This is a genomic window from Petroclostridium sp. X23, assembly GCF_030013905.1.
Taxonomy (GTDB): Bacteria; Bacillota; Clostridia; order SK-Y3; family SK-Y3; genus X23.
Genome location: NZ_CP124862.1, coordinates 213205 through 237801, shown reverse-complemented (window position 1 = coordinate 237801; position 24597 = coordinate 213205). Strand labels below are relative to the sequence as shown.

Sequence of the window (24597 nt, the reverse complement as noted above, 5' to 3'; positions counted from 1 at the left end):
TTCCCTACTTTCTTTTTCTAGTAATTACTCTCATGTATTATATCATGGATTACTTTATTTATCATCTCAAAAGAATATCCTTTTCTTAAAAAATAATTTTTTATCTTAATTAATGCGTTATCGTCACCACAAGAAACAGAAGCTATTTTTTTTCTTATAAGCGGTTCCAATACTTCCCGGTCATCCAATTGAGCTTTATTTAGTTCGTCATAAATTGTTTTTTCATCAATACCTTTTCTTTGCAGTTCCAAATATATTCTATGCTCACCGAATTTTTTCAGATTGCGTGCGTCTTTAATAAATCTACAGGCATATTCTCTATCATCAATATATCCTAACTGCTGGAGTTGGCCAATCACTCTTTCTATCACGAAATCGTCAAAGCCCTGTTGTTCTAACTTTTTTATCATTTCAAACGCTGTGCGCCTTTTATAAACGCTGTATTTGACCGCAGCTTTTTTCGCTTTAGAATAATTACATGTTTCGTTAATTCTCTCTATATCTTGTTGAGTCACTTCTTTTCCTACATGTAAGTCTAACCGAAACCAATCCTCTTCATCAATACCAAATGCATATTTTCCATCTATAAAAACCGACATTCTACTAGAATTCTTTTTCTGTGCTTCAGCATGAGTGATTGTCATCAAAATAACCTCCCGAAGCTATATATAACGCATTAAAGAAATTACAATAACGGTAGGTTTTGGGGTGGTGTATGTTTCCGTAAGAGACCGTCCACTGTTTGAACGAAGTGAGTTTGGGCGCGTCTCTCAAGGACACATACACCACCTCAAAACCGTTTGCCAATGTAAAAGCTTTAGTGCGTTATATATATATATTGTAAATATCTTATCACCATAACGAAAGCCTCCTTGTACATACAAAGAGGCTAATAATATTATACATGCATTATTCGGATTCTTCAACAGCTTCATTTGGAGAAGGCATGCTTTTTAAGAAGGCCAAATTAAAGTTTTCACGGATTTTTGCTTCTATTTCCATCGCAACTTCCGGATTTTCCTTAAGGAACTGTTTCGCATTTTCACGGCCTTGGCCAAGTCTTACATCACCATAGGAAAACCATGCTCCACTTTTATTGACAATATCAATATTCACCCCTGTATCCAGAATATTTCCTTCTCTTGAAATCCCTTGACCGTACATGATGTCAAACTCTGCTTCTTTAAAAGGAGGGGCAACTTTATTCTTAACTACTTTAACCCTTGTTCGGTTTCCTACCACTTCATTCCCTTGTTTTAGCGATTCAATCCTACGAACATCGAGACGTACAGATGAGTAGAACTTGAGGGCACGTCCGCCGGGTGTAGTTTCGGGATTACCGAACATTATACCAACCTTTTCCCTAAGCTGGTTTATAAAAATAGCGGTAGTCTTTGACTTGCTGATAACACCCGCAAGCTTTCTTAATGCCTGGGACATTAGTCTTGCCTGCAGACCTACATGCGCATCTCCCATTTCACCGTCTATTTCAGCTTTTGGTACCAGCGCTGCCACAGAGTCAATGACTATAACGTCTATCGCACCACTTCTTACCAGTGCTTCAGCAATCTCCAATGCCTGCTCACCGGTATCCGGCTGTGATACAATAAGATTCTCTATATCTACACCCAATTTTTGAGCATAGACAGGGTCAAGCGCATGCTCAGCATCTATGAATGCCGCCTCTCCCCCTGCTTTTTGGGCTTCCGCAATTACATGAAGAGCGACGGTCGTCTTACCCGAAGATTCAGGTCCATAAATTTCCACAACCCTTCCTCTAGGCACGCCGCCCAATCCAAGAGCGATATCAAGACTTAACGCGCCGGTAGGAATAGATTCAAGATTCAAATGAGTAGTTTCGCCAAGTTTCATTACCGCGCCTTTACCAAATTGTTTTTCTATTTGATTGAGAGCCATCTCCAGCGCTTTTTTCTTTTCCATCATATTTTTTCCACCTTTATATATAATTTATATTTTCATTAGTACAAGATCTATACAATTCACAAGAACGTTTGTTCTTGTTTATTATATCTCACTATATCTTAAAGGTCAAGGAATTTTGTAAATAATTTCATATTTTTATTATATTTATTTAACACTCTCCCCGAGCAAATGAATCCTGTTCATCGGGATAATTCAGCAGATATTTTCTTATCATGTCAAAGGCATTCATTGTAGTCATGTTTCTGATCCTTTCCCGGTTTCCAACAAGATGCAATTCCTTAAACCAGCTTTTCTCTCTGGTAGACATTCCGATATAAACCAAACCGACGGGCTTTTCTTCCGAGCCACCCCCGGGCCCTGCGATGCCGGTAATGGATATTCCGATATCCGCATTTGCTTTCCTTCTGACACCATCGGCCATTTCTACGGCGGTTTGACTGCTTACCGCACCATACTGTTTAAGCGTTTCCTGTGACACACCCAATAATTCTGCTTTTGCCTCATTGCTATACGTAATAAAACCCATATGATAGCACGCCGATATTCCTGAAATACTGGTTATTTTTTCACCCAGCATGCCGCCGGTGCATGATTCAGCTGTTGCAACCGACACATTCTTCTCCATAAGAAGCCTGCACGCAACTTCTTCAAGGCTTTCTTCTTCCATACCATAAACGGTTATACCAAGCCTGTTTCTGATTTCAGCTTCCACCGGTGCAATCAACTTTTCCGCTGTTTCAATGTCTTCACATTTTGCCGTAATCCTTAAAGTTACTTCTCCTTGTTTCGCATAAGGTGCAATGGTTGGATTATTCTGCTTTTCAAATAGGTCAGATAGCTTTTCTTCTAACGATGATTCCCCAATCCCAAAGATACGAAGTACCCGCGAATGGATAATATATGGACTTTTTTCACGTAAAAAAGGATAAACAGATTGTTGGAACATTGGCTGCATCTCTTTTGGCGGTCCGGGCAGCATCACTATTATTTTATCATCGTTTTCTATGATACATCCCGGAGCGGTACCATGATCATTTGGTAAAACAATAGAACCTTTTGGCAGCATTGCTTGTTTCTCGTTATTCTTAGACATTTTTCTATTTATTCTAGAAAAAAAATCTTTTATTCTTTCCAGACTGTCCTGATGCAATTCCAATGGCAATCCCATAATTTCAGCAATAGTTTCTTTTGTCAAATCGTCTTTTGTAGGGCCCAACCCTCCGGTTAAAATTACTATATCTGTTTTCCTTAGCGCATTTCCCAATGTTTCTCTCAGACGCTGATTATTGTCACCCACAACCGTTTGAAAAAATACATTTATACCCAATTCCGATAATTTAGTAGATAAATACTGCGCATTTGTATTTAATATCTGACCCAACAACAATTCTGTTCCGACAGCAATGATTTCCGCATTCATAAAATTACCTCCTTATTCACTCAATATGCCTACTGTATAATTTTAGCATATATTTTTATTTTATAACATTGTATTTGTTATAGATGTTTCATAAAAGAAAAGCCCACGGTTCACAGCCAGCAATTCGCAGAGAACTATAACGCTGCTGTGAACCGTGAACTTTTTTAGTAATTCTCCGGTTTCGGAGGAATAATAGCCCACGCCAGTAAATATGCAATAAGTCCGCCAACTCCGGCAGAAAATATAGTTAGAAGTACCCAGATCAACCTCACTAATGTAGAGTCAATATCAAAATACTCACCTATGCCTCCGCATACTCCGGCCCACTTTTTATCAATATTTGAAAGATACAGCTTTTTTTGCATGATTATCTCCTCCTGCACATTTTAATAACTCTTTCTATTTATAATGTACGGAAAAAGTATATAAAAGTATGCTATTTTTCTGCGGTGATTTCTATTACTTCCGTATCATTTACTGCTTTATCTACCATCGTTTCTACATCAAGATGGGTTTCGGATTCTACGATCTTATCCAATACCGGTTTGGTCTTGGGATGTTTAGGTACAAAAACCGTACAGCAATCTTCATAGGGTAAGATGGATGTCTCAAATGTATCAATTTTTCTTGCAATGGTTACAATCTCATCTTTATCCATTCCGATTAACGGCCTAAATACAGGCAAATCAACAGCAGCATTGGTTACACCGAGACTTTGTATCGTCTGACTTGCTACTTGTCCGAGGCTTTCCCCGGTGATAAGTGCATTGCAACCACTTTTCACAGCAATTCTCTCCGCTATTTTCATCATAAATCTTCTCATGATCAATGTCATTTGATCTTCAGGACATTTTTCATGGATATCCAGTTGGATATCGGTAAATGGCACAATATGCAGTTTGATCCTTCCGCAGTATGAAGCCATAATTTTTGCCAGCTCAATGACCTTGTCTTTTGCTCTTTCACTGGTATAGGGAGCACTGAAAAAATGTACAGCTTCCAGCTCTACACCTCTCTTTGCAATCATCCATCCGGCTACCGGGCTATCTATACCACCCGATAGAAGAAGTGCTGCTTTTCCATTGGTACCGATAGGCATACCACCTATACCTGCTATTTTTTCTGTATAAACGTAAGCAAATGTATCTCTTACTTCTACATTTACCACGATGTCCGGATTATGTACATCAACCACTAAATGATTAAACTGGCTTAATATATATCCTCCCACTTCTCTGCTGATCTCGGGAGATTTTAACGGAAATTTTTTGTCGGCACGTTTTGTTTCTACTTTAAAAGTCTTAATCTGGTCTAAAACCGGTCTCAAATACTCTACGCATTTATTATTTATTTCATCCAAATCTTTTTCCATTTTAGCAACACGGCTAATTGAGACAATACCGGATACCTTCTTTAACCGTTCTATTACCTTAGTGATACTAACATCATCATTAAGCGGCTCAACATAAATCGTGGCTTGCGCTTTGGTCACTTTTATCTTTCCTAAATCCTTTATTACATTTTTAATATTTTTTATAAGCTTTTCTTCGAACAAAGGCCGATTCAGACCTTTAAGTATGATCTCACCATATTTCACCAAAATCAATTCATCCATTAATATTACCTCCGCATATACTTTCGTAATTGTTTGATTATTGTCGCTAACTGCTCCGCACAGTATTCAATATCTTCTATTGAATTAAAAGTTGATATGCTAAATCTTATTGCACCTTCTATACATTCGCGACTTGTCCCCATTGCAGTTAGAACATGACTGGGCGAGGGTTTGTTAGATGAGCATGCAGAACCGGTCGATACAAAAATCCCTTTGCTTTCCAACGCATGTAGAAGAACCTCCGCCCTAACACCAGGAAAAGACACGTTTAGTATATGAGGAGCACTCTTCTCATCATTAGTTCCATTGATAACGATGTTATCCACACTCATACTAATTAATTCTTTCAGCTTGTTTTTCAAGCGTTTCATCATAGATATATTTTCTTTGAGATTAGCAAATGTCTGCTCTGCTGCTTTTCCAAATCCAATCATCCCCGGTACGTTTTCAGTACCTGAACGAATACCGGTTTCTTGATTTCCTCCATATATGATAGGTTTTATAAGCAGGCCCTTTTTTATATATAAAGCCCCAATCCCTTTAGGACCATGAATCTTATGCGCGCTGACAGATAGCATGTCGATGCCGAACTCTTCAGGAGTAAATGGAATCTTACCGAAAGATTGTATTGCGTCCACATGAAACGCGGCTTGTGACTTTTTTATCGATAACACATCTCGTATTTCTTTTATTGGCTGTATTGTACCTACTTCGTTATTGACGTGCATAATGCTTACCAATATGGTATCATCACCCAACTCGTTTTCTAACTGCTTCATATCGATGATTCCATCTCTGTCAATTTGGATATACGAGACCCGATATCCCATTTCTTCCATATACTTGTAGGTGTTTAATACCGATGGATGCTCTATCACAGAAGTAATAAGATGGTTTCCCTTCTTTTTACTCGCTGCGGCAATACCTCTGATGGCAATATTATTAGATTCCGTACCTCCTGAAGTAAAGATGATTTCACTGCTCTTTACTTCCAGTGCATTCGCTATGTTTTGTCTGGCTTTTTTTACGGCTCTTTCCGCATGAATACCTTTTATATGTAAAGATGACGGATTCCCATAGTTTTCCGTCAACATTTCCACCATCGCCTCAACCACTTCAGTATAGGGCTTTGTCGTGGCACTATTATCAAGATATACTTCTTTTTGCATAAAAACACCCCGTTGACCGTTGATATTTATAGTATTACCCAAATACGCTTAAATTTCCATTGTATTATTTTATATTAATTATTGCGAATTTGCAAATAAAAACCTGTACAATTCATGCTTGGCATCTATTTTCTTTTATGTTTTAATATACTCATCAATAAATAATTTCATATTATTACATAAATAGGTCTTTAGACCTACGTTTTTTTCTGGTATACTATCATTAATTAATAGTCTAACTTTTATTTTTACTACTACGTATAAGGGAATATCCCGGCCACCTTAAGGAGGATGAAGATGAAAGCAGATGAAATAAATGACTTATTTGAAGGTCTGGAAGATTTAGGATTCGATGATCTCGAAAATGTTTCCGTATATACAAAAAATACTGAAGAAGAACCAAATAAGAAAGTGCAAGAAAGGCAGCAAACTGACTTTCTCTATGATAGAAAAATAGTATGTCCTGTTTGCAACTCGAATATTACGGTACGTGCCGTTAAGTCTTCCAGTATAAGAGTGGTCTCCAGGGACAGTGATTTTATGATATACTATCAAGACCCAAGTCCCATGCTTTATGATTCATGGGTTTGTGTCAAGTGCGGATACGCCGCAATTTCGGCACAATTTAATCACTTAACATCAACACAAACGAGACTTATTAAAGAAAAAATATGCTCTAAATGGAAACCAAAAGCATATGAAGCGATATATGATATTGACACTGCTATTGAAAGATATAAACTTGCATTATTGAATGCTATCGTAAAAAATGCCAAATCTAGTGAAAAAGCGCTCATATGCTTGAAGCTTGGTTGGCTGAGCCGCCTTAAAAATGATAATGAAAATGAAAATAAGTTCCTTCAACAAGCTTTGGAAGGATTTATACAAGCATTTGAAAAGGAATCTTTTCCGATTGCAGGTTTAGATGAATCCAGTGCTACATACCTCATCGGAGAGTTATACAGAAGACTGGAAGACAATACCAACGCATTATTATGGTTTAGCAGGGTTTTATGTAATCGTAATGCAAAGAATAAAATAAAGGATATGGCAAGGGACCAAAAATATTTAATTACTCAAGAAAGAAATGAAGAAAAAACCGATGAACAGCTTACAGCTGATAGTACTACAATAAAAAAACAAGGACTATTTAGCGGATTATTCAATTGGAGCAAGTAACGTTACATAATAATACATATTTGCCATAAAGTACATTAATAAAGTTATCTATTACGGGAAACTATATTAATGGAGGTGATAATCATGGCAAACACTAATCAAAAATTAGTTCCTGAAGCAAGAGCAGCTCTTGATAGATTTAAAATGGAAGCTGCTACAGAAGTTGGCGTTAACTTAAAGCAAGGCTATAATGGGGATTTAACTGCAAAACAGGCTGGTTCAGTTGGTGGACAGATGGTTAAAAAGATGATCCAACAAGTTGAACAGGGTATGGCAGGTAAATAATTGCACAATAATAATAAAAGTAGCCGTAAAATTTCGGCTACTTTTATTATTTAAATCCTAACTTGAAAAGTCAGTCTATTTAAGCTTTCATAATATAACGTCTTCTGATTACCTACTACGTGCTGCTTTGGTTACCATATTCTGATGTGCGGTATCCACGCGGTTAGTTCCATGAGTCTTACTCTGATAAAAATGCAAGTCTACAACACCAGACATATCATTATTTTTTACACCGTCCAGATTTGCTCCCCGGCCATAGTTTCCGCTTCGGTTATCGACAGTTACCCCAAACGGCTTATCATCTCTCCCTGCATGAGGCATAGCTGCAATTGAGGCAGCCATCTCTCTTCCATTGACATTCACAATCACCGCTCTTCTAGTCCACGACCAACTTCCACCGTAAATCTTTTTTAATATGGCAGTATCCTCTTTGGTTAGTGTTTCCACATCGGCATGGTTATATCCTGCAACACGTTTAACCTTATAGGTTAAGCCGGTGTCTATATCAGTGACCGTTGCAACATCGCCCTTTTTGAAAATATTCTCCGCTCCATCAAACCATGGTACCAGAAGATCTTTAGAAGCTGCAGCAGTTCCTCTGCTGACCTGCGGGGTGCTTCTTGAAAGTGCACCCAAAGTCTGCGGTCCGGCAATACCATCTACAATCAATCCATTATCCTTCTGAAATGCTATTACCGATGCCTTTGTAATGCTGCCATAATATCCGGTTGCGTTTACATTGAAATATCCCAAATCTTTTAGTTTTTGCTGCAAACTGGTAACTTCCGCTCCTCTGGAGCCTACTTTCATTATAACTGTTGTATTCTGATATGAACTGGCATATGCAGGTGCAGCATATGTAACTCCTGCTGCAGAAATCATTAAACTAACTGCGCTGATAATAGCTATTTTTTTTATATTCATCTTCATCATCCTCCCTAAATAATCATACATACTACTGGTCTAAGCTAATATGTTTATTAGTTTACCATAATAATATTATTTAGTCTAAGATGACATTAGTGGATTATTTTATATTATAATACCTATATGCAGTTATTCTTATATATCCTTAAAATATTACAAATTTATTAAATACTATTACAAATTCATTAACGATATTACTATTATATTAAATACAACAAAGACTTGTATGAAATATATTGCTGCTTTCTTGTAAATTATTCCATATATCCGCCTTTCATAGGAGATACGGCAAGTTTTGAGTAAATTTTCAATATTCCGCTTTTCTCTTTTAAAGGTATCATTTTATAATCTTCTTTTCTTTTCTTTAAAATTGCGGTCATCTCCTCTTCGGTTTTCATTTCACCCGCAACGCCTACAATATCCAATCGTCTAGCCGGTATGTCAATTTTGATCAGGTCTCCCTCTTCCACCAATGCAATGGGACCGCCTTCAGCAGCTTCGGGTGATACATGCCCGATTGCAGGACCCCGTGTTGCTCCTGAATATCTTCCATCGGTAATAAGCGCTACCGTGCTGACAAGTTCCGGATCTGAAGCAATCGCTTCGGTAGTATAAAACATCTCCGGCATTCCGGATCCTTTAGGTCCTTCATATCTGATAAAAACCATATCTCCGGGTTTTATTCTTTTTTCTATAACCGCTTTATATGCGTCTTCTTCACAGTTAAATGGTCTTGCCGTTCCAATCGTTTGATGCATTTCCTTAACAATTGCCGAATGCTTTACCACTGCTCCTTCCGGTGCCAGATTTCCTTTTAAAATTGCGATTGCGCCTTGTTTTTGTATCGGTTGTTCATATGGCTTTATTACCGCTGTTTTTTCTACCCCTTTTTCTATTAAATATCTATTACAATTTTCATAAAAACCGTTCTTCTTTAAACCTTCCAGATTTTCACCCAGAGTTTTTCCCGTAACTGTCATCACATCCAAATGCAAATGTTTTTTAATCGCTTCCATGATTGCCGGAGTACCTCCCGCATACCAATAATACTCTCCCGGGAAACTACCGCTAGGACGGACATTTGTTATATACGGTATTTTTCGATGTATCTCATCAAATAGTTCAGGATTGATCTCAATACCCAATTGGTGCGCAATGGCAGGCATATGCAGCAATGAATTGGTAGAACCTGCAATTGCCGCATGTACCATAATTGCATTTTCAAAAGCCTTCCGAGTGATAATTTTAGCCGGGGTCAAATCCATTTCAATCAGCTTCAATATTTGCTTCCCTGCCACTAATGCATTTTGGTCTATTTCATCCTTTACCGCAGGAATTAGTGCTGAGCCCGGCAGGGCAATACCGAGTGCTTCCGCCATTACTTGCATAGTTGAAGCAGTGCCCATAAACTGGCATGCACCACAGCTGGGGCAAGCATCTTGTTTATATTGCTCATATTTTTCTTCGGTAATCTCTTTTTTTAGATATTGCGCATAATATGATCCGATTTGCTCTAATGTCAGGTTGTCTTTCCCAGCAATCATCATTCCTCCGGGAACAAATATAGAAGGCATATCGCTCTTAGCAATTGCAATCAGATGAGCAGGCACCGACTTATCACATGATGATATGAATATGCCACCGTCAAAAGGTATTGCATTTAACTGTGTTTCAATAGTCAGTGCAATCATCTCTCTGGATATTAATGAATAATTCATCCCATCATGCCCTTGTGCAATACCGTCACAAATATCTGTCACAGTAAATTGTGCAGGCCGTCCTCCCATTTGACGAATCCCTTTTTTGGCTTGTTCAGCTAATCTTCCGAGATGAACGCTTCCCGGATGACTATCTCCCCATGAGCTTTGAACCATCACCTGCGGCCGGTTCAATTCTTCTACAGTCCATCCGGCTCCAAGTTTTAATGAGTCCATTTCCGCAGCAACACTTCTCATTCTTTGACTTTTTAACATTCAAACCATTCCTTTTCTATATTATTTATTAATAGCATTTCTGTATTACAAGTTAATTATATAATTTTATATTTCATTCGTCAATATAAACATATTCGCCTGTTATATGCTATTTTTTTATTTTAAATCCAACATATTTTAAGATATCTGTATTACAGATTATTTGGTTATAAAATATGCCATAATAATATTTGATTAATTATTATGACATATTTTATGATAAACTTCCGACAGTGTTTTTAATCTTCAGCTTTAATATCTTGGGCTTTCTTAATATCATTAATTGTCCTTACAATATGCATCTCCATAAAATGAGCACCCAGTTCAGGATTTTTATCTTCTATCGCTATAAGGATATTTTTATGATCGTTTAATCCACCAGATGGCCCCAATACTTTATTCAAGCTCTTTTGATGCGTTTCCAAAAGGCTTATAAGTATATTATTTATTTTAACAATCACTGCATTGTCAGTACCTTTTGCGATTTCTAAGTGAAATTGCAAATCCGTATAAGGAAATCTTTCGCGGTCATCTTTGTATTCCTCCATTTCATCCAACAACTCATGAAGTTTTTTTATTGTGTTATCATTTCTTCTCTGCGCGCAAAGTCTTACAGCCCCAACTTCTATAATTTTCCTAAACTCCAGGATATCAATCATATTTTCTTTTCTAAAGAGAATAAACGGTAACAAAGAGGTAAAATACATGGACGCATCCAATTCGCTTATATAGGTCCCTCCACCCTTTCTCTTGTAAAGCACACCGATAGCAACAAGTCTTTCTAGAGCTTTCCTTACAGATACTCTACTAGTATTCCATAATTTGCACATATCATTTTCCGATGGTAGTTTATCGCCACTTTTTAATTCTCCGCTAATAATTTTCGATTGTATATCAAAATATATCTGATCACTCGCACTATTCACTGTCACATTCTCCTTAGAAATCAATATACTTGTCTTATAATAACATATTTTAAAATAATTATGAATTATTTTTTTATAAATATCTGTTTATCATTATATTTTTCACTTTATGCTATGCACTTTTGATTAAATGATGTTGTCTGATCAATTAGATATTATTATTTGTAACAAATTTTATCAATGAGAATATTATGTATATGAGAAACCTATTTTTAAGGAGGATTTATTATGATTGATAACTGCGCACCTGAGACATATTTTCATGATCCAGGGCATAATATGATGCCGGATATGCCATATCTGCCCGACATGCACCGCGCACCGCAGCAGCTCCCAGGTATGTATTGTCCGCCTGCCGGCCCTTGCATACCGCAAGAAACAGTTTTGTATAATGTAAAGCTTGCAAGAGCCTATGTTCCTTTTCAGAAATATTGTACCACATATGAACCTGTAGAAGGACTGGATAAAGGAACTGTATTCCCAGAACTCTATAGCCCTTATACAGCCCCCGATAAAAGATGCAAACCACCCGTATTTGACTAAAAAGGAGGAAGGTATATGAATATGAATATGAATATGGATATGGATAGAATGCATATGAGTAGAGATGAAATGTTAAAGCAACTTTCAGCACTTGATTTTATGGTCATAGACTTGCATTTATATCTTGATACTCACCCTTGCGATAGAGAAGCATTGATGAAGTATAATTGTGTTGCTATGCAAGCAAATATGTTAAGAAATACTTATGAAAGAATGTACGGACCGATCAATGCATACGGACCTATACATGGCTACCCTTGGCAGTGGAATAATAACCCCTGGCCATGGAGCGCCGAATTCAACTTTCAACTTGCTGGGGAGGAGTGTTAGTTTATGTGGGTATATGAAAAAAAGCTGGAATATCCGGTAAAAATAAAATGTCCTAATCCTAAAATGGCAAAATATATTATAACACAATACGGCGGTCCTTACTGCAATAGGGTAGAATATACTTTCCCTGCTTATTAATTACATTATATTGTAGTTCTGGGCCAATGTCTACCTATCCAAATAAAAACATTATCCAGTATAGAAAGGCACCAATAATGCTAGTACAATAAAAATCAAACCTGCTGCCCTTGCCCTTCATAAACTTCGCTTTACTTTTCGAAGAATCTATGATAAAGTAACTAGTGTCGCACAAAATATATCGCGGGATGGAGCAATCCGGTAGCTCGTCGGGCTCATAACCCGAAGGTTGTCAGTTCAAATCTGGCTCCCGCAACCATTAAATCAAAGATTATAGAGACAAGAATCTATGATTTTTTTATTACATTAAACCTGTCTGTTAATCTTCTTTTTTTAGGATAAACTATGAATATAATCTTTTAAGGAGTGATAATATTGGATTTTTGTCAATGCGGATCAATAAAACATAATGGTACATGTAGCAATCAACGATGCCCTGAGCTAAACCAAAAACGTAAAGATTGGATTATTGATGGTATCCAGAAACATTTTAAGAAAGCTATTCTTTACGAAGAAGCTGTTAACATTATAGAAAAAACTAAAAGCTAAAACTAATTGTGTACTTTACTCCGCACCCTCATCTTTATTTTTAGGATCATAACGTGAGTAACTTCGTTATGATTCTTTACTAAAACCTTATTTATTGCTCTTCTAATTCTTCTTGGAATCTTTCTCTTTCTGAAGGACAAAAACTTGTATTTCTATCAATTACTATAACAAAAGTAAATAAATCTATATGTGTCGGCATGAATTATTCTCTTAACGCAAGCCTTATTAACCCTACTGTTGAAAATTTGTACATTATAATGCTACTGGTGATGATTGGAAGTGGATATACCTTATAAAAGAAACCTAGCATAATTAATACAAAAAAATTAAAAATTTTTTAAAAAAAAGAGGATATTGTATAATTATGTAGAATATTAACAATAAAGGTACTTTAGACCTACATAAGAGGCAGAGTTATAGTGCTTTAGCACTACAACTCTGGAATATATAGTAAAAACTTTTTTAAACAAAACTTAATATATACCGATAATGGCACACTTATTGAAAAATAAGGTCGCAAAACCATGGGTCTACTGGAATATCTTTTCCTACGATTGCCAGGTTGCCGAAGATTACTTAAAAAAGTTATTATTGATTTGCGTAACCTATATAAAGAAGGCACCTATGATCCTGTAGGTGCCTTCTTTATAGTGAGGATAGGCTAACTCTCCCGCTTATACAATACAATTTTAATCAAGAAAGTACATATCCAAATCATTGCTGTATTTAACGAAGGTTATGTTATAAATTTATACTGGATTGCAAGTGAACTACATTAGTTTGTTCTGCTAATCAGATAAATGAGCTTTATAACTTAGAAAGAAGGTCATATATATGCGACGTGAAAAAACTAAAAGTGCCACCGTCTCAATTAAGTTTTGTGAATTTGAGATGCCACCTATGCAGGATATATTAATTCTTGGCAAATATGCGCCTATCGGGACAGAAGCAGCCAGGAGAATGGCAGATGTTCTATCACCGGACCAATATGAGGTTATTAAAGTAGAGCATACAAAGATTGAAGCTATCGTTGTCCGAAGAAAAATACTGTCAATAATATCACGCAATCAATTAACAAAAGTAGTTATTGAAGAAGTAGAAGATTTTATTAGCGATAGTACTGTATTTAAGGCAAATATAAACATAGAAATTAACGTAAAGAGGTCAATTGAACTATGATTATTAAACAAATAATGACACCAAAGCCATTTACAATAGATTTACTCAGCGGTGTTATGAAAGCTGAAAGAATTATGCGGGAGAAAAGGATTGGCGGGTTACCTGTTATCGACAACGGGACATTAGTAGGAATTATAACTTCCAGAGATATAAAAAAAGCCCATCCTAATAGAATAGTGGCTGACGCTATGACATCTGATGTCATAGTTTTAGGACCACATAACACACTTTGGGAAGCTCAAAGTTTAATGGATCAATACAATATTGAAAAATTAGTGATTGTCAACAACAAAAAAGTAGTGGGAATATTAACCAAGTCAGATCTATTTAAGGAAATAGGGAAATACAAAGACAGTTTGACTGGCTTGTATAAAAAAGAATATATCCTTGCAAAATCCATGACCTTTTTAAAAAATAATAGTCCTTTCAGTTTTATTTTTTTAGATCTGGATAAATTTGGACGAATTGATAAAGATTTTGGTCATGCGTTTGGTGATAAAATTTTAATGGAAACAAGCAATATGCTAAAGAAGTTTGAAAATGAAAACACTTTTGTATGCCGGTTTGGTGGCGATGAATTTGTATTATTATTAAATGATAGCAGACAAAAAGCCACAGCTCTTGCAGTAAAACTCATACGCAAATTTCAAACTAAAAAATGGCCTAATAATTTAGATATATCTGCCTCTGTGGGAATTGTTCATACCGACCAACAAAACATGACACAATATAATCCCGAAAAAACTTTTTGGGTTGAAGAGTTACTAAATAAAGCAAGTTTAGCATCTACCGCTGCAAAACAAGCACCTAAAAAATATGTAGTCCAAAATCTTTAAAGATAGCAAAATCCTCTACATAATATCTAGAACCTATACCTAACTTTCACAGCTATTTCTCAAAAGTATAACCGGTTATTTTCGAACATATAAAAATAGCAAAAGTTTAAGCTCTCTAAACCTTTGCTATTTTTTTGTGTAATTATTGTTATTGACAATAAGAAAGTTCGAATGGTAAAATTAATTCATTAAACATCATATGTTTAATAGACTTTCCATATATTCTAAGTTTGATAAATACTATTAAGGAGTTTATTTGATGATCACCAGTTTTAATGAATATGGTTCTTCTAACAAGGACTACGTGAATAAGAACATGTTTACTCCACAGAAAAAGGAAACAGCAGTTGATGTGGTAATAAGCAATATTAAGAGATTACTGCTCACAAGAAAGCTGCTGCCGGGCGATAAACTGCCAAATGAAACCGATCTTGCAAAAAACCTTAATGTCAGCCGCGGTTCAATCCGTGAAGCGATGAAGATATTTTCTGCATTCGGAATTGTAGAAATCAAGCAAGGCGATGGAACTTATATTGCCAAATCTACAACTAATTCTCTATTTGATCCTCTTTTATTCAGTCTCATTCTTGCTGAGCCTGATGTTGAAGAGCTTGCTGAATTCCGTCAATTAATGGAACTAGATATAGCGACGCTTATTATAAAGAATTCAGACCCTGAGGATTTAAATAGAATTGAGAACGTTTATCTTGATATGTTAAAAAAAGTGGAGACCGGAAGTGCTTCACCTGCTGAATTATCCAGGTGCGACCTTGATTTCCATTTGGCATTGAGTTCTGCGACTAAAAACAGATTGATTGAGAGAACGTATGAATTTATTTTAGACTTCTATGCTCTTTCTATCGAAAAAACCCACGAGAATGAGGCTACCGGACGTAAAGCGCTGGAGACCCACAAACAAATTCTTGATGCACTTAAAGAAAAGAGTATTGAAAAAGCAGCGAAGGCTATAAAAAATTCCGTTACCGTGTGGAAAAGCCTTTCTCGCCCCTGAGCTTCAGAATGAAATCATTACTCTTTATGCTGTGAATAAAAAAATGTTTGATATAAAAGTATAATAAAATCCTTTATATCAAACATTTTTTATTTGTTAATTCCAGCCTGTTTAAAAGAGCAGACTTTCACATTTTATTTGAGATTGAAAATTTTTACGGCATTTTTATATAGTACTTTTTCCAAATTATCTTGGTTACTGATTAGCGATTTATATTTCGCCAATTCCACAGGTATATTATAGATATTATCGGAAGAAAACAATATCTTTTCACAGCCTATCTGTTTAATCATATTCATAACTCCTAGTACGCCTACCCAGCTTGGTTCCAAAAAAACATTTTCAAATTTTCTCGCAAGATATGTTGCCTGCTGATTATGCATTTCGGAACCTGCATGGGCAAGCACGCAAGTCACATCCGGAAAGCTCTCCAATGCTTTTTCAACACTTATTGGGTCAGAAAATGGAATACCCGCACCGGTATGAATCATCAAAGGCACCGATAATTCCCTGCACACTTCCCATACGTGAAAAGCATCTTTTGAAGAAGGGTGCGTTGCATGCCCGATGGGAGTGATTTTAATTGCTACAAACCCCAACTCATTAATGCATCTTTTGGCTTCCTTATCATAATCTTCCGGCCGAAAATGAGGATTAATAGATGCCATTCCCCAAAATTTCTTTTCCTTGTTTTTGGTCAATTGAAAAATCCTATCATGAATATCCATATGATCTTCCATATATATCCTTGGAAGATATGGCTGTACAATTCCTCCATCAATACCGTACTTGTTATATGCCTCTATCAGTTGCTCTTCTGTAAGTTCTTCGTCAAATACAACATCCACCCCAATATGCGCATGAACATCGATAATCACTATTCTCTCCCCCTTTAAATATTTTTAAGTCTTTTTACGTGCTTATTGCTATTTGTTGAAGCAGCTCCTAAAACTATAACAATGATTATCAGCAGTCCCTTAAGAATATTCTGAGCCCCTACCGAGAATCCCATAATCTGCATGGATGTTACAACCAAACCAAGAAACAGACATCCTGCAAGAGTGCCTACAACATTTGCCTTGCCCCCTGAAATTAAAGTTCCTCCAACAACAATACTAGCAACCGTTTCGAGTAAATAAGCATCTCCCATACCAAGGAGGGCTCCTCCTACCCTTGCAGAAATCAACATTCCTGCCAAAGCCGCCAGGATGCTGCTGGCCATGTATGTTATCATTTCTACTCTAACAACCTTAATGCCGGCAAGCCGTGCTGCATCTATATTCTGTCCAACTGCATGCAAAGATTTCCCATACGGAGTTTTATTTAATATAGTCCAGATGAATATTGCCAGTACTGTTATGATGTATATCATCAAAGGAATACCCAAAATCTTCGCCCTTGTAACAGCTTTAAGAGCAGGAGCAATTGCGAATATCGAAAAATTCTTATTTATCAATAATGCTGCTGTTGTAAGTATGTAGTTCATTGCCATTGTTGCTATTATTGCAGGTATTCTTAAATACATAACAAATATGCTGTTAAAAAATCCGATTACCGCACCTACTACAATGATTGCTAAAATTGCAAGGATCAAATTTTTATTTTGTCCATTAATAATACTCACAGAGACAAATGCCGAAAAAGTTAGTACACCTGGAATTGATAGGTCTATTGCTCCTCTTCCGGTAGTTACAACAAGCATCTGCCCAAATGCGATTATTGCTAGAAAGGATGCTGTATAGGCATTGGACAAGAAACTATCCAGGTTAAGTCTTCCTGATGAGATACCCATAATCAGCCATAGCAGAAAAGCTCCGATTGCAGCCCAAACCCAATTGTTGTTTTTTATATAGTTCACTATTTTATTCATTGTTTATGTTCCTCCTTTCTGATCAGCTTCAATGAAAGGATTAAAATCAGCACTAATCCCTGGATTGTTGCGGTAAAATCCGTACTGACCTTCATCAGTCCCAGTAAAACACTTATCATGGTAAGAGAAATACCTCCAAAAACTGCACCAATATGTGTCACAATACCGCCTGAAAAATGACCCCCACCTATAATAACAGCCGCAACAGTAAGCATTGTATAGGTGGCGGAAGCATTGACATCCGATGCACCTGTAATGGCTGACTGAGCAAAACCACCCATCATTGCAAACAATCCTGCTACCAGATAAGTAGCCCAATAGGCTTTGGCTTTTGACCAACCGCTGTTGATCATAGAAGTTTCATTATTTCCAAAGCCCCGTAAAACAGTACCGTACCGGGAACGATAAAACAATATTGCAGCAGCAATTGAAAATACAAGCCATAAAATAATTCCTTCCGCAACCGGATTCTTAAAACTGAAGAATTTCACCATCCATTCAGGCACATGCCCTCCCGGAACATCCTGAAGAACGTAGGCTGTACCCACCCATACAAAGGACATTCCCAGTGTAACAATGATGGGCGGTATTCCCCTCCAGTATATGATCAATCCCATACTTGAATATACCATAAGCAAGCTAATTAAAAGCAATATTCCCAAACCCGTGTTTTGATCTAAAACGGTCGCACAAACAACATTTATCAATCCCATAAATCCACCGATTCCTAAATCAATATGCCCAAGACCGATTATAAATGTTTGCGCCAGTGCCGCGAAAATAAAGGGTGTAAAACCTACTGCCAGCAATTCAAATCCAAACTTTTGGAAAACTGCAGGTGACAAAATTCCGCAAATCGAATAAAGAAGAATCATTGAAATCAATGAAAACATGTAAAGCTTATGTTCTTTTGCTTTTTTAACTTCTTTAATTTCCTTAGTTTCTTGCTTTTTCTCACTTTGCTGAAATGCTAATTTCAATATGGAAGAATGCTCTAATTCTTCATGTCCGAATTCTCCTACAATAGAACCTCTGTTTAAGACACATAGTCTGGTGCAGTACTCAAGCTCAGCGTCATCCGATGTTCTCCAAATGACAAGCTTGCCCTCTTTTGCAGCATTTCTGAATACTTCATACAATTCCAGCTTTGTACCTACATCAACACCCCTGGTAGGGTCATCTAATAAAATGATGTCTGCATCCACGCACATCGCCCTGGCAATTAGAACTTTTTGTTGGTTTCCCCCACTCAAACTGGTAATCAGATCTTCCGAGGAATTGCATTTGGTTTTTAATCTTCCATTCCATTTATCAACAATTTCATCTATGAACTTTGCAGAAAATATTTTAAATAAAGGTCCGTCAGATATATTTGAAATAACCGTATTCTCTGCTATTGACCAAAGTGGAAATATCCCCTCTTTTTTTCTGTCTCCTGCAACATATGCGGCCTTGCCATTTACTTTAACGCCCTGTACATTCTTACCTGCCTGAAAGAAGACTTCCTGAAGGAGCTCAAGCTGTCCGTTTCCTTCAAGACCGGTTAGTGCTATAATTTCACCGCCGTACATTTGATTATTTACATTCTTCAGCTTATTTGTAGAATAATTATTAAACTTAACGCTGACGTTCTCATTTATAGGAAAATCGACAGATACAATAGTATTATCCTTGTTGACTTTAACAACGCCATCTCCCATTCTCATAACCATGTCTTCTTCACTGGTATGGCAAATTGGACACTGGTATTTTTCAGATCCGTTCTGCATGATATAAATATGGTCTGCCAAAAACATAACTTCTTTTAAACGATGAGAGATGTATATATAGGCTATTCCCGTACTTGCACTCTTTTTTATATATTCCTGCAGCTGATTGGTCTGCTCAGCCGGTAATGATGAAGTAGGTTCATCCAGAACAAGCATTTTTACATCAGGGTCATTTGTTGCCCTTGCAATTTCCACCATCTGCTGTTGTGCAATACTTAATGTCGATAAACCGGCATTAACATTTATCCCGTGGTTTGGAAAGACATTATCAAGAGCTTCTTTAGCAAGTTCTTTGGCTCGTTTCCGCCAATCAAACGATTTTTTATCAAATCTTTGAAACTGTTCAGTATAGAAATTCTCGTACACTGTCAGATTTCTACACAGCGACAGCTCCTGGTGCACTACGCGGATTCCTTTCTTTCTGGCTACTGCCGGAGAATATTTATCCAGATTCATTTCTTCTCCTTCAATGCTGATTGATCCCTGATCTGATTGCACGATCCCTGCCAGAAGTTTTGTGAGTGTGCTCTTTCCAGCACCATTTCCCCCAATGAGCGCTAATACTTCGCCTTTGTATATTTTAATATCCAAATGATTAACAGCCGTTGTCGGTCCATAAGTTTTCAAAAGGCCTTGGGCTTCTAAAAAAACTTCTCTCTTACTTGATGAACATTCCCCTAAATTTCCCAAGCTTACCACCATACTTTCTTGAATTTTAGAAACGGCATTTATACAGGTATAAATGCCGCTTCAGTAATGTATTTTTCAGTTAGTGTTATTATTTTGCTGCATCAATTATATTCTTAATTACATATTCATTTGTGAAGTTTGGCGATACAAATGTGCCTGGCTTCATTCCTTGATAATCTTTCAGATTGTCATTAGTGATATGAGGCACAGCTAACATCATTTTTTTCGGTACATCATAACCATTAAGGATATCCAGTGCTGTCCAGAAAGCTGCAGCTCCACATCCCGGTGTAGATCCTTGGCTTAATGTCTCATAGTCTTTCTTTTCCGACCACCAGTTTATAAATTCAGCAGTATTGTCGCCGATAATAATAGGAGTCTCTTTGCCGGCCTGTTCAAATGCATTCACAACGCCTATTGCATCACCGCCGCAATGTGTAATAACAGCATCTATTTCAGGAAGGGATGGCAACACCTTGATCAGTTCTTCTTGTGTTTTTGTAGCACTGGCTTCACCTATAACTTCCTGTACTAGTTTAATATCTGGATATTTCTTAAGCGTTTCTGTAATTCCGGCATAAATCCCTTTATCCGGAGCTGCTCCGGAAACTCCTCTAACTACAACAATATTACCTTTCCCACCTAATTTTTTAGCAACAAATTCAACACTGTCTGTTCCTATTTGCTCCCAAGGATAATCCATTGTATAGACCCCATCAAGTTCAACAATTGAATCAAATGCGACTACCTTGATGCCTGCATCCAGGGCTTTTTGTATTGTACTGTTCAATGCTGTTGGGGATGCTGCACAAATGGCAATAGCGTCAACCTTACTTAAAATAAAACTGTTGATTTGCGCGATTTGTGAGTTTACTGTACCATCACCATTTTGGATCTCATAATCAGATATGTATCCGGCTGCTTTTGCTTCTTTAGCTGCATTGGTAAATGCTTCAACCATTTGCTTTCTCCAGGTGTTGCCGAAATATGAGTTAGAAAGTCCGATAACATATTTCCCGCTTTTCAATACATTATCCGGTTTTAAAGCTTCAACCGCTTCCTTGCCGGCTTGTCCTGCATCTGGCTTGGCAGATTCCTGTTTGGTTGCTGCTTGAGTTGGAGCTGGGGCGTTTTCCTGTTTTTGTGAACTTCCGCATCCGGCAAACAAACCCATCGTCATGACCAGGCTCAATACTACTCCTATAAGTCTCTTTTTCATTTTTTCCAACCTCCATTAATTTTATATTTATAGAAAAAGACTCTAAAAGTAAAATATAATCATACGTAAGCAACCTTATTGAAAATCTTAGAGATTGTTTACAAAGTGTAGGATAGATACCTTTATCGTTTGAACGAAACGAGTTTTAAAGGATTCTTTGAGGACATTCCTTGACGAAGGAGAGGGATGTCCCCTGATCTTAAACATGAGTAATATAAGCTCTTAGATTTGGAATATCAGTTGCTGGAGCAATATTATATTTATAACTTCAGAGTTTTTTATCTATACATCGATATTATATCTTAGGATTCTCTGGATGGAGCATTGTAGCTATTACATTATCCAGCACTGTGTCATCCCAAATCTTTTTCCAATCCTCCCTAAGTACCAGGCGATTGCCCAGTCCTATAGCAACCTGACAGGCATCAGATACCTTGGCATCCAGTATACCGAGGAAATTGGCAGAAAGGTTGTAAATATGACCGGCAAGGAATGAAATTGCGGCCTCACGGGGAATGCCTCTTCTTTCAGCTTCGTTTACGGTTTCAGCCATCGCATACAAGCAGGTAGCTCCGAGCAGCTCTACAAGGGTAGGCTCCAGGAAAGCAATATCCCTGATTCCCATCACGTAGCTGTTAACTACAGGTTCAAACATAATTTCCGATACTTTTCTTGCCTGTTCAAAAACCTTTTCATCCCCCTGGATCAGAGCCATCACGATATCCTGCTTCCCTCCAAGTCCGCCAAAATAATCATTTCTGGATTCATACGTATCCTGATCAAGAAAATATGAAGGATGGCATGGATGTGTAACGGCAAAGGTGCAATCATCTCTTAAAGACAGCTCCTTTGCAACAGCTGCAGCAGGATCGAGAATGATGAGTGCCGTACCGGGGCGAAGCAAGTTCACAATCCCTTCCGATACAACCTTTATCACGCTGTCAGGTACTGCCAGTACAGTAATATCTGCAGCCGGAACAGCTACTTCAGCAGGTGTTACATCAAAACCCCTATCACGTATAGCCTTTACACCAAATTCACTATTTTCAACAAAATAGAGCTCAATTTCATCCACGTGCTTTGCAAGATTATTGGTCACACGTGTACCCATTTTACCGCCGGCACCGACGACGGTTACCTTTACTTTTTCACTCATATCAATTATCCTCCTGATTTATTTTTTTAGCAATACCTTTTTAACTGCATTAACAATATCTTGAACCGACATATTATAATTGTCGGCAAGTATATCCGCGGGGCCGGACTCAGGGAAGATATCCATTAGGCCGGCTCTTATCAAAGGAGTCGGACAGTGCTCCGCACTGATTTCTGCAATCACGCTTCCCAGACCTCCATTGATATTGTGGTCTTCTACCGTCACAACCGCTTTGCATCTACTCAGCACAGCAGTTATTCCTTCAACATCTACAGGCCTTAAAGTATGGACTTCTACCAATGTAGGCTTTATTCCCTCCGAATCAAGAAGCTCTGCTGCTTTTATTGCGCGATCGGTAATAAATCCATTCACAAATATTGCAGCATCCGTTCCATATTTTTTTATAATCCTTATCTTTCCTAATTCAAAGGGTATGTCTCCCGAAAACACGTCCGGTTCACGGCCGCTTCCAAGCCTTAGATAAACAGGACCATCAATCTCTGCGATTGCATTGGCAGCGTGGTAAACCTCAAGTGCATCAGCAGGGGCAACCAGCGTAATACCCGGAATACTCCTGATTATTCCCATATCTTCTAAAGCTTGATGAGTACAGCCTTCGCGTTCTCCGCCAATTAATCCCGCATTAAGACCTATTAATTTTACATTGAATCCAGGATAAGCTACAAATGTGCGCACCTGCTCACAAGCTCTCATCGTAATAAATCCGCCATATGTCACAACATAAGGTTTTAATCCGCAGGATGCAAGACCCGCAGCGATTGCCACAGCGTTTTGTTCTGCTATACCTGCCTCAAAATACCTGTTTGGATATTTTTCAACAAAATCCGTTGCCCTTGCCGCCTTAACAGAATCTGCGGAAACCATGACAACCTTTGGGTCCTTTTCAGCCAATTCCATAAAACTTGCGATAAATGCCTCTCTGGAACCTTTAAATTTCTCCATCAATTACACCCCCAGAATTTTCATTGCTTCTTCATATTGTTCTTTAGTAGGGACCCTCTTGTGCCATGAGTTGTCATTTTCCATAAATGGAACTCCTTTTCCTTTAATCGTACGGCAAAGAATCATAGATGGACGGTTTTCTTCTTTTTTAGCAGTGTTTACAGCACCTAGAATACTTTCAATATCATGCCCGTCTATTTCCTGGCAGTGCCAGCCAAAGGATTCGAATTTTTGATATATAGGCAAAAGTCCGCTGATACATTCAACAGAGTCTCCGCTCTGCCAACCATTATGATCAACAAAAACAATGAGTTTTCCCAGTTTGTATTTTGTGGCTGTCATCATACCTTCCCACACTATACCTTCTTGGAGTTCACCATCACCCATGATTACGTAAACATTATAGTCTGTTCCGGTGCAATTGGCAGCTAAAGCCATTCCAACTCCGATTGACAATCCATTTCCAAGGGAGCCTGATGTCATATCAATTCCGGGTGTCTTGTTCACTACCGGATGTCCCTGCAGCTTGGAATCAAATGCCCTAAGTGTCGGAAGAATTTCTTCAGAATAGTAGCCCTTCTTAGCCAATGCGGAATAAACAGCGGGACAGGCATGACCTTTGGAAAGAATCAGCCTATCTCTTTCAGGCCAATCCGGATTTTGCGGATCCAACTTCATTAGATTAAAATATAACGATGCAACAATATCTGTTATAGACAATGCCGGCCCAGGATGCCCATCCTTAGCTAAGTACACCATTTCCACAATATCTTTCCTTATTACTTTAGCCTGGTCGCATAAGTATTTTATTTGTTCATTCATTTGAACCAACTCCCACTTTGTAATTAAATTTTCGAGAAAATAATTTGATTTTTAATCACAGTAAATCTAGACTAGAAAATATT

23 protein-coding genes, 1 tRNA gene, 1 pseudogene and 1 riboswitch are annotated in these 24597 nt (G+C 37.6%); of the genes and pseudogenes, 9 read left to right on the top strand and 16 right to left on the bottom strand.

The window, feature by feature from the left end; all coding sequences use genetic code 11:
* Positions 1 to 17: 17 nt before the first annotated feature.
* The 6 genes from QKW49_RS01115 to QKW49_RS01090 all read right to left on the bottom strand — a co-directional run bounded on the left by QKW49_RS01115 (position 18) and on the right by QKW49_RS01090 (position 6148).
* A complete protein-coding gene (locus QKW49_RS01115) occupies positions 18 to 644 on the bottom strand; it encodes a RecX family transcriptional regulator (protein WP_282865758.1) in 627 nt (208 codons plus the stop codon).
* 265 nt (positions 645 to 909) lie between these two features.
* The gene (gene recA / locus QKW49_RS01110) at positions 910 to 1944 is read right to left on the bottom strand and encodes a recombinase RecA (RefSeq protein ID WP_282865757.1); all 1035 of its coding nucleotides are present in this window, start codon (positions 1942 to 1944) and stop codon (positions 910 to 912) included.
* Between the two features lie 148 nt (positions 1945 to 2092).
* On the bottom strand, positions 2093 to 3364 hold the full coding sequence (locus tag QKW49_RS01105; protein ID WP_282865756.1) for a competence/damage-inducible protein A: 1272 nt from the start codon (positions 3362 to 3364) through the stop codon (positions 2093 to 2095).
* A gap of 164 nt (positions 3365 to 3528) precedes the next feature.
* A complete protein-coding gene (locus QKW49_RS01100; protein WP_282865755.1) occupies positions 3529 to 3729 on the bottom strand; it encodes a PspC domain-containing protein in 201 nt (66 codons plus the stop codon).
* A 71-nt stretch (positions 3730 to 3800) separates the two neighbouring features.
* Positions 3801 to 4979 carry a tRNA uracil 4-sulfurtransferase ThiI gene (gene thiI / locus QKW49_RS01095; protein ID WP_282865754.1) on the bottom strand — a complete coding sequence of 393 codons (1179 nt, stop codon included), beginning with the start codon at positions 4977 to 4979 and terminating at the stop codon, positions 3801 to 3803.
* Positions 4980 to 4984: 5 nt separating this feature from the next.
* Positions 4985 to 6148 (bottom strand): cysteine desulfurase family protein, encoded by a 1164-nt coding sequence (locus QKW49_RS01090; protein WP_282865753.1) that lies wholly within the window; start codon positions 6146 to 6148, stop codon positions 4985 to 4987.
* A 297-nt stretch (positions 6149 to 6445) separates the two neighbouring features.
* Here QKW49_RS01090 and QKW49_RS01085 point away from each other — a divergent pair, with 297 nt between their 5' ends.
* Together QKW49_RS01085 and QKW49_RS01080 are read left to right on the top strand one after the other, a co-directional pair.
* Entirely contained in the window at positions 6446 to 7327 is an 882-nt protein-coding gene (locus QKW49_RS01085) for a DUF2225 domain-containing protein (protein ID WP_282865752.1), read from the top strand.
* Between the two features lie 84 nt (positions 7328 to 7411).
* The gene (locus QKW49_RS01080) at positions 7412 to 7612 is read left to right on the top strand and encodes an alpha/beta-type small acid-soluble spore protein (protein WP_282865751.1); all 201 of its coding nucleotides are present in this window, start codon (positions 7412 to 7414) and stop codon (positions 7610 to 7612) included.
* Positions 7613 to 7720: 108 nt separating this feature from the next.
* On the opposite strand, the gene QKW49_RS01075 is transcribed toward QKW49_RS01080, so the two are convergent.
* From QKW49_RS01075 to QKW49_RS01065, 3 genes are all read right to left on the bottom strand, one after another.
* A complete protein-coding gene (locus QKW49_RS01075) occupies positions 7721 to 8536 on the bottom strand; it encodes a peptidoglycan-binding domain-containing protein (RefSeq protein ID WP_282865750.1) in 816 nt (271 codons plus the stop codon).
* Positions 8537 to 8793: 257 nt separating this feature from the next.
* Complete coding sequence (gene ilvD / locus QKW49_RS01070) at positions 8794 to 10512, bottom strand: dihydroxy-acid dehydratase (protein WP_282865749.1); 1719 nt, start codon at positions 10510 to 10512, stop codon at positions 8794 to 8796.
* A gap of 239 nt (positions 10513 to 10751) precedes the next feature.
* A complete protein-coding gene (locus QKW49_RS01065; protein ID WP_282865748.1) occupies positions 10752 to 11438 on the bottom strand; it encodes a FadR/GntR family transcriptional regulator in 687 nt (228 codons plus the stop codon).
* A 228-nt stretch (positions 11439 to 11666) separates the two neighbouring features.
* On the opposite strand from QKW49_RS01065, the gene QKW49_RS01060 reads away from it, so the two are divergent.
* The 7 genes and pseudogenes from QKW49_RS01060 (at position 11667) to QKW49_RS01030 (ending at position 16025) form a co-directional block, all read left to right on the top strand.
* Positions 11667 to 11981, top strand: a complete 315-nt coding sequence (locus QKW49_RS01060) for a spore coat associated protein CotJA (RefSeq protein WP_282865747.1) — start codon at positions 11667 to 11669, stop codon at positions 11979 to 11981.
* Between the two features lie 15 nt (positions 11982 to 11996).
* Complete coding sequence (locus tag QKW49_RS01055; protein WP_282865746.1) at positions 11997 to 12311, top strand: spore coat protein CotJB; 315 nt, start codon at positions 11997 to 11999, stop codon at positions 12309 to 12311.
* A gap of 3 nt (positions 12312 to 12314) precedes the next feature.
* Positions 12315 to 12410 (top strand): annotated as a pseudogene (locus QKW49_RS01050) (manganese catalase family protein); the annotation flags it as partial.
* Between the two features lie 221 nt (positions 12411 to 12631).
* A tRNA-Met gene (locus QKW49_RS01045) sits at positions 12632 to 12708 on the top strand.
* Positions 12709 to 13479: 771 nt separating this feature from the next.
* Positions 13480 to 13568, top strand: a riboswitch (cyclic di-GMP riboswitch).
* 264 nt (positions 13569 to 13832) lie between these two features.
* On the top strand, positions 13833 to 14177 hold the full coding sequence (locus QKW49_RS01040; RefSeq protein ID WP_282865745.1) for a hypothetical protein: 345 nt from the start codon (positions 13833 to 13835) through the stop codon (positions 14175 to 14177).
* Entirely contained in the window at positions 14174 to 15013 is an 840-nt protein-coding gene (locus QKW49_RS01035; RefSeq protein ID WP_282865744.1) for a GGDEF domain-containing protein, read from the top strand. The genes QKW49_RS01040 and QKW49_RS01035 overlap by 4 nt, the downstream gene beginning before the upstream one ends.
* A 259-nt stretch (positions 15014 to 15272) precedes the next feature.
* Positions 15273 to 16025, top strand: coding sequence for a FadR/GntR family transcriptional regulator (locus QKW49_RS01030; RefSeq protein WP_282865743.1), 753 nt, complete (start codon positions 15273 to 15275; stop codon positions 16023 to 16025).
* 134 nt (positions 16026 to 16159) lie between these two features.
* On the opposite strand, the gene QKW49_RS01025 is transcribed toward QKW49_RS01030, so the two are convergent.
* From QKW49_RS01025 to QKW49_RS00995, 7 genes are all read right to left on the bottom strand, one after another.
* A complete protein-coding gene (locus QKW49_RS01025; RefSeq protein ID WP_282865742.1) occupies positions 16160 to 16903 on the bottom strand; it encodes an amidohydrolase family protein in 744 nt (247 codons plus the stop codon).
* Between the two features lie 14 nt (positions 16904 to 16917).
* Positions 16918 to 17895 (bottom strand): ABC transporter permease, encoded by a 978-nt coding sequence (locus tag QKW49_RS01020; RefSeq protein ID WP_282865741.1) that lies wholly within the window; start codon positions 17893 to 17895, stop codon positions 16918 to 16920.
* The gene (locus QKW49_RS01015) at positions 17892 to 20354 is read right to left on the bottom strand and encodes an ATP-binding cassette domain-containing protein (RefSeq protein WP_282865740.1); all 2463 of its coding nucleotides are present in this window, start codon (positions 20352 to 20354) and stop codon (positions 17892 to 17894) included. The genes QKW49_RS01020 and QKW49_RS01015 overlap by 4 nt, the downstream gene beginning before the upstream one ends.
* 88 nt (positions 20355 to 20442) lie before the next feature.
* Positions 20443 to 21573 (bottom strand): ABC transporter substrate-binding protein, encoded by a 1131-nt coding sequence (locus QKW49_RS01010; RefSeq protein WP_282865738.1) that lies wholly within the window; start codon positions 21571 to 21573, stop codon positions 20443 to 20445.
* Positions 21574 to 21868: 295 nt separating this feature from the next.
* Entirely contained in the window at positions 21869 to 22729 is an 861-nt protein-coding gene (locus QKW49_RS01005) for a phosphogluconate dehydrogenase C-terminal domain-containing protein (protein ID WP_282865736.1), read from the bottom strand.
* Positions 22730 to 22747: 18 nt separating this feature from the next.
* Positions 22748 to 23692 carry a transketolase C-terminal domain-containing protein gene (locus QKW49_RS01000; RefSeq protein ID WP_282865735.1) on the bottom strand — a complete coding sequence of 315 codons (945 nt, stop codon included), beginning with the start codon at positions 23690 to 23692 and terminating at the stop codon, positions 22748 to 22750.
* A 3-nt stretch (positions 23693 to 23695) separates the two neighbouring features.
* Positions 23696 to 24514, bottom strand: coding sequence for a transketolase (locus QKW49_RS00995; protein WP_282865734.1), 819 nt, complete (start codon positions 24512 to 24514; stop codon positions 23696 to 23698).
* Positions 24515 to 24597: the final 83 nt, after the last annotated feature.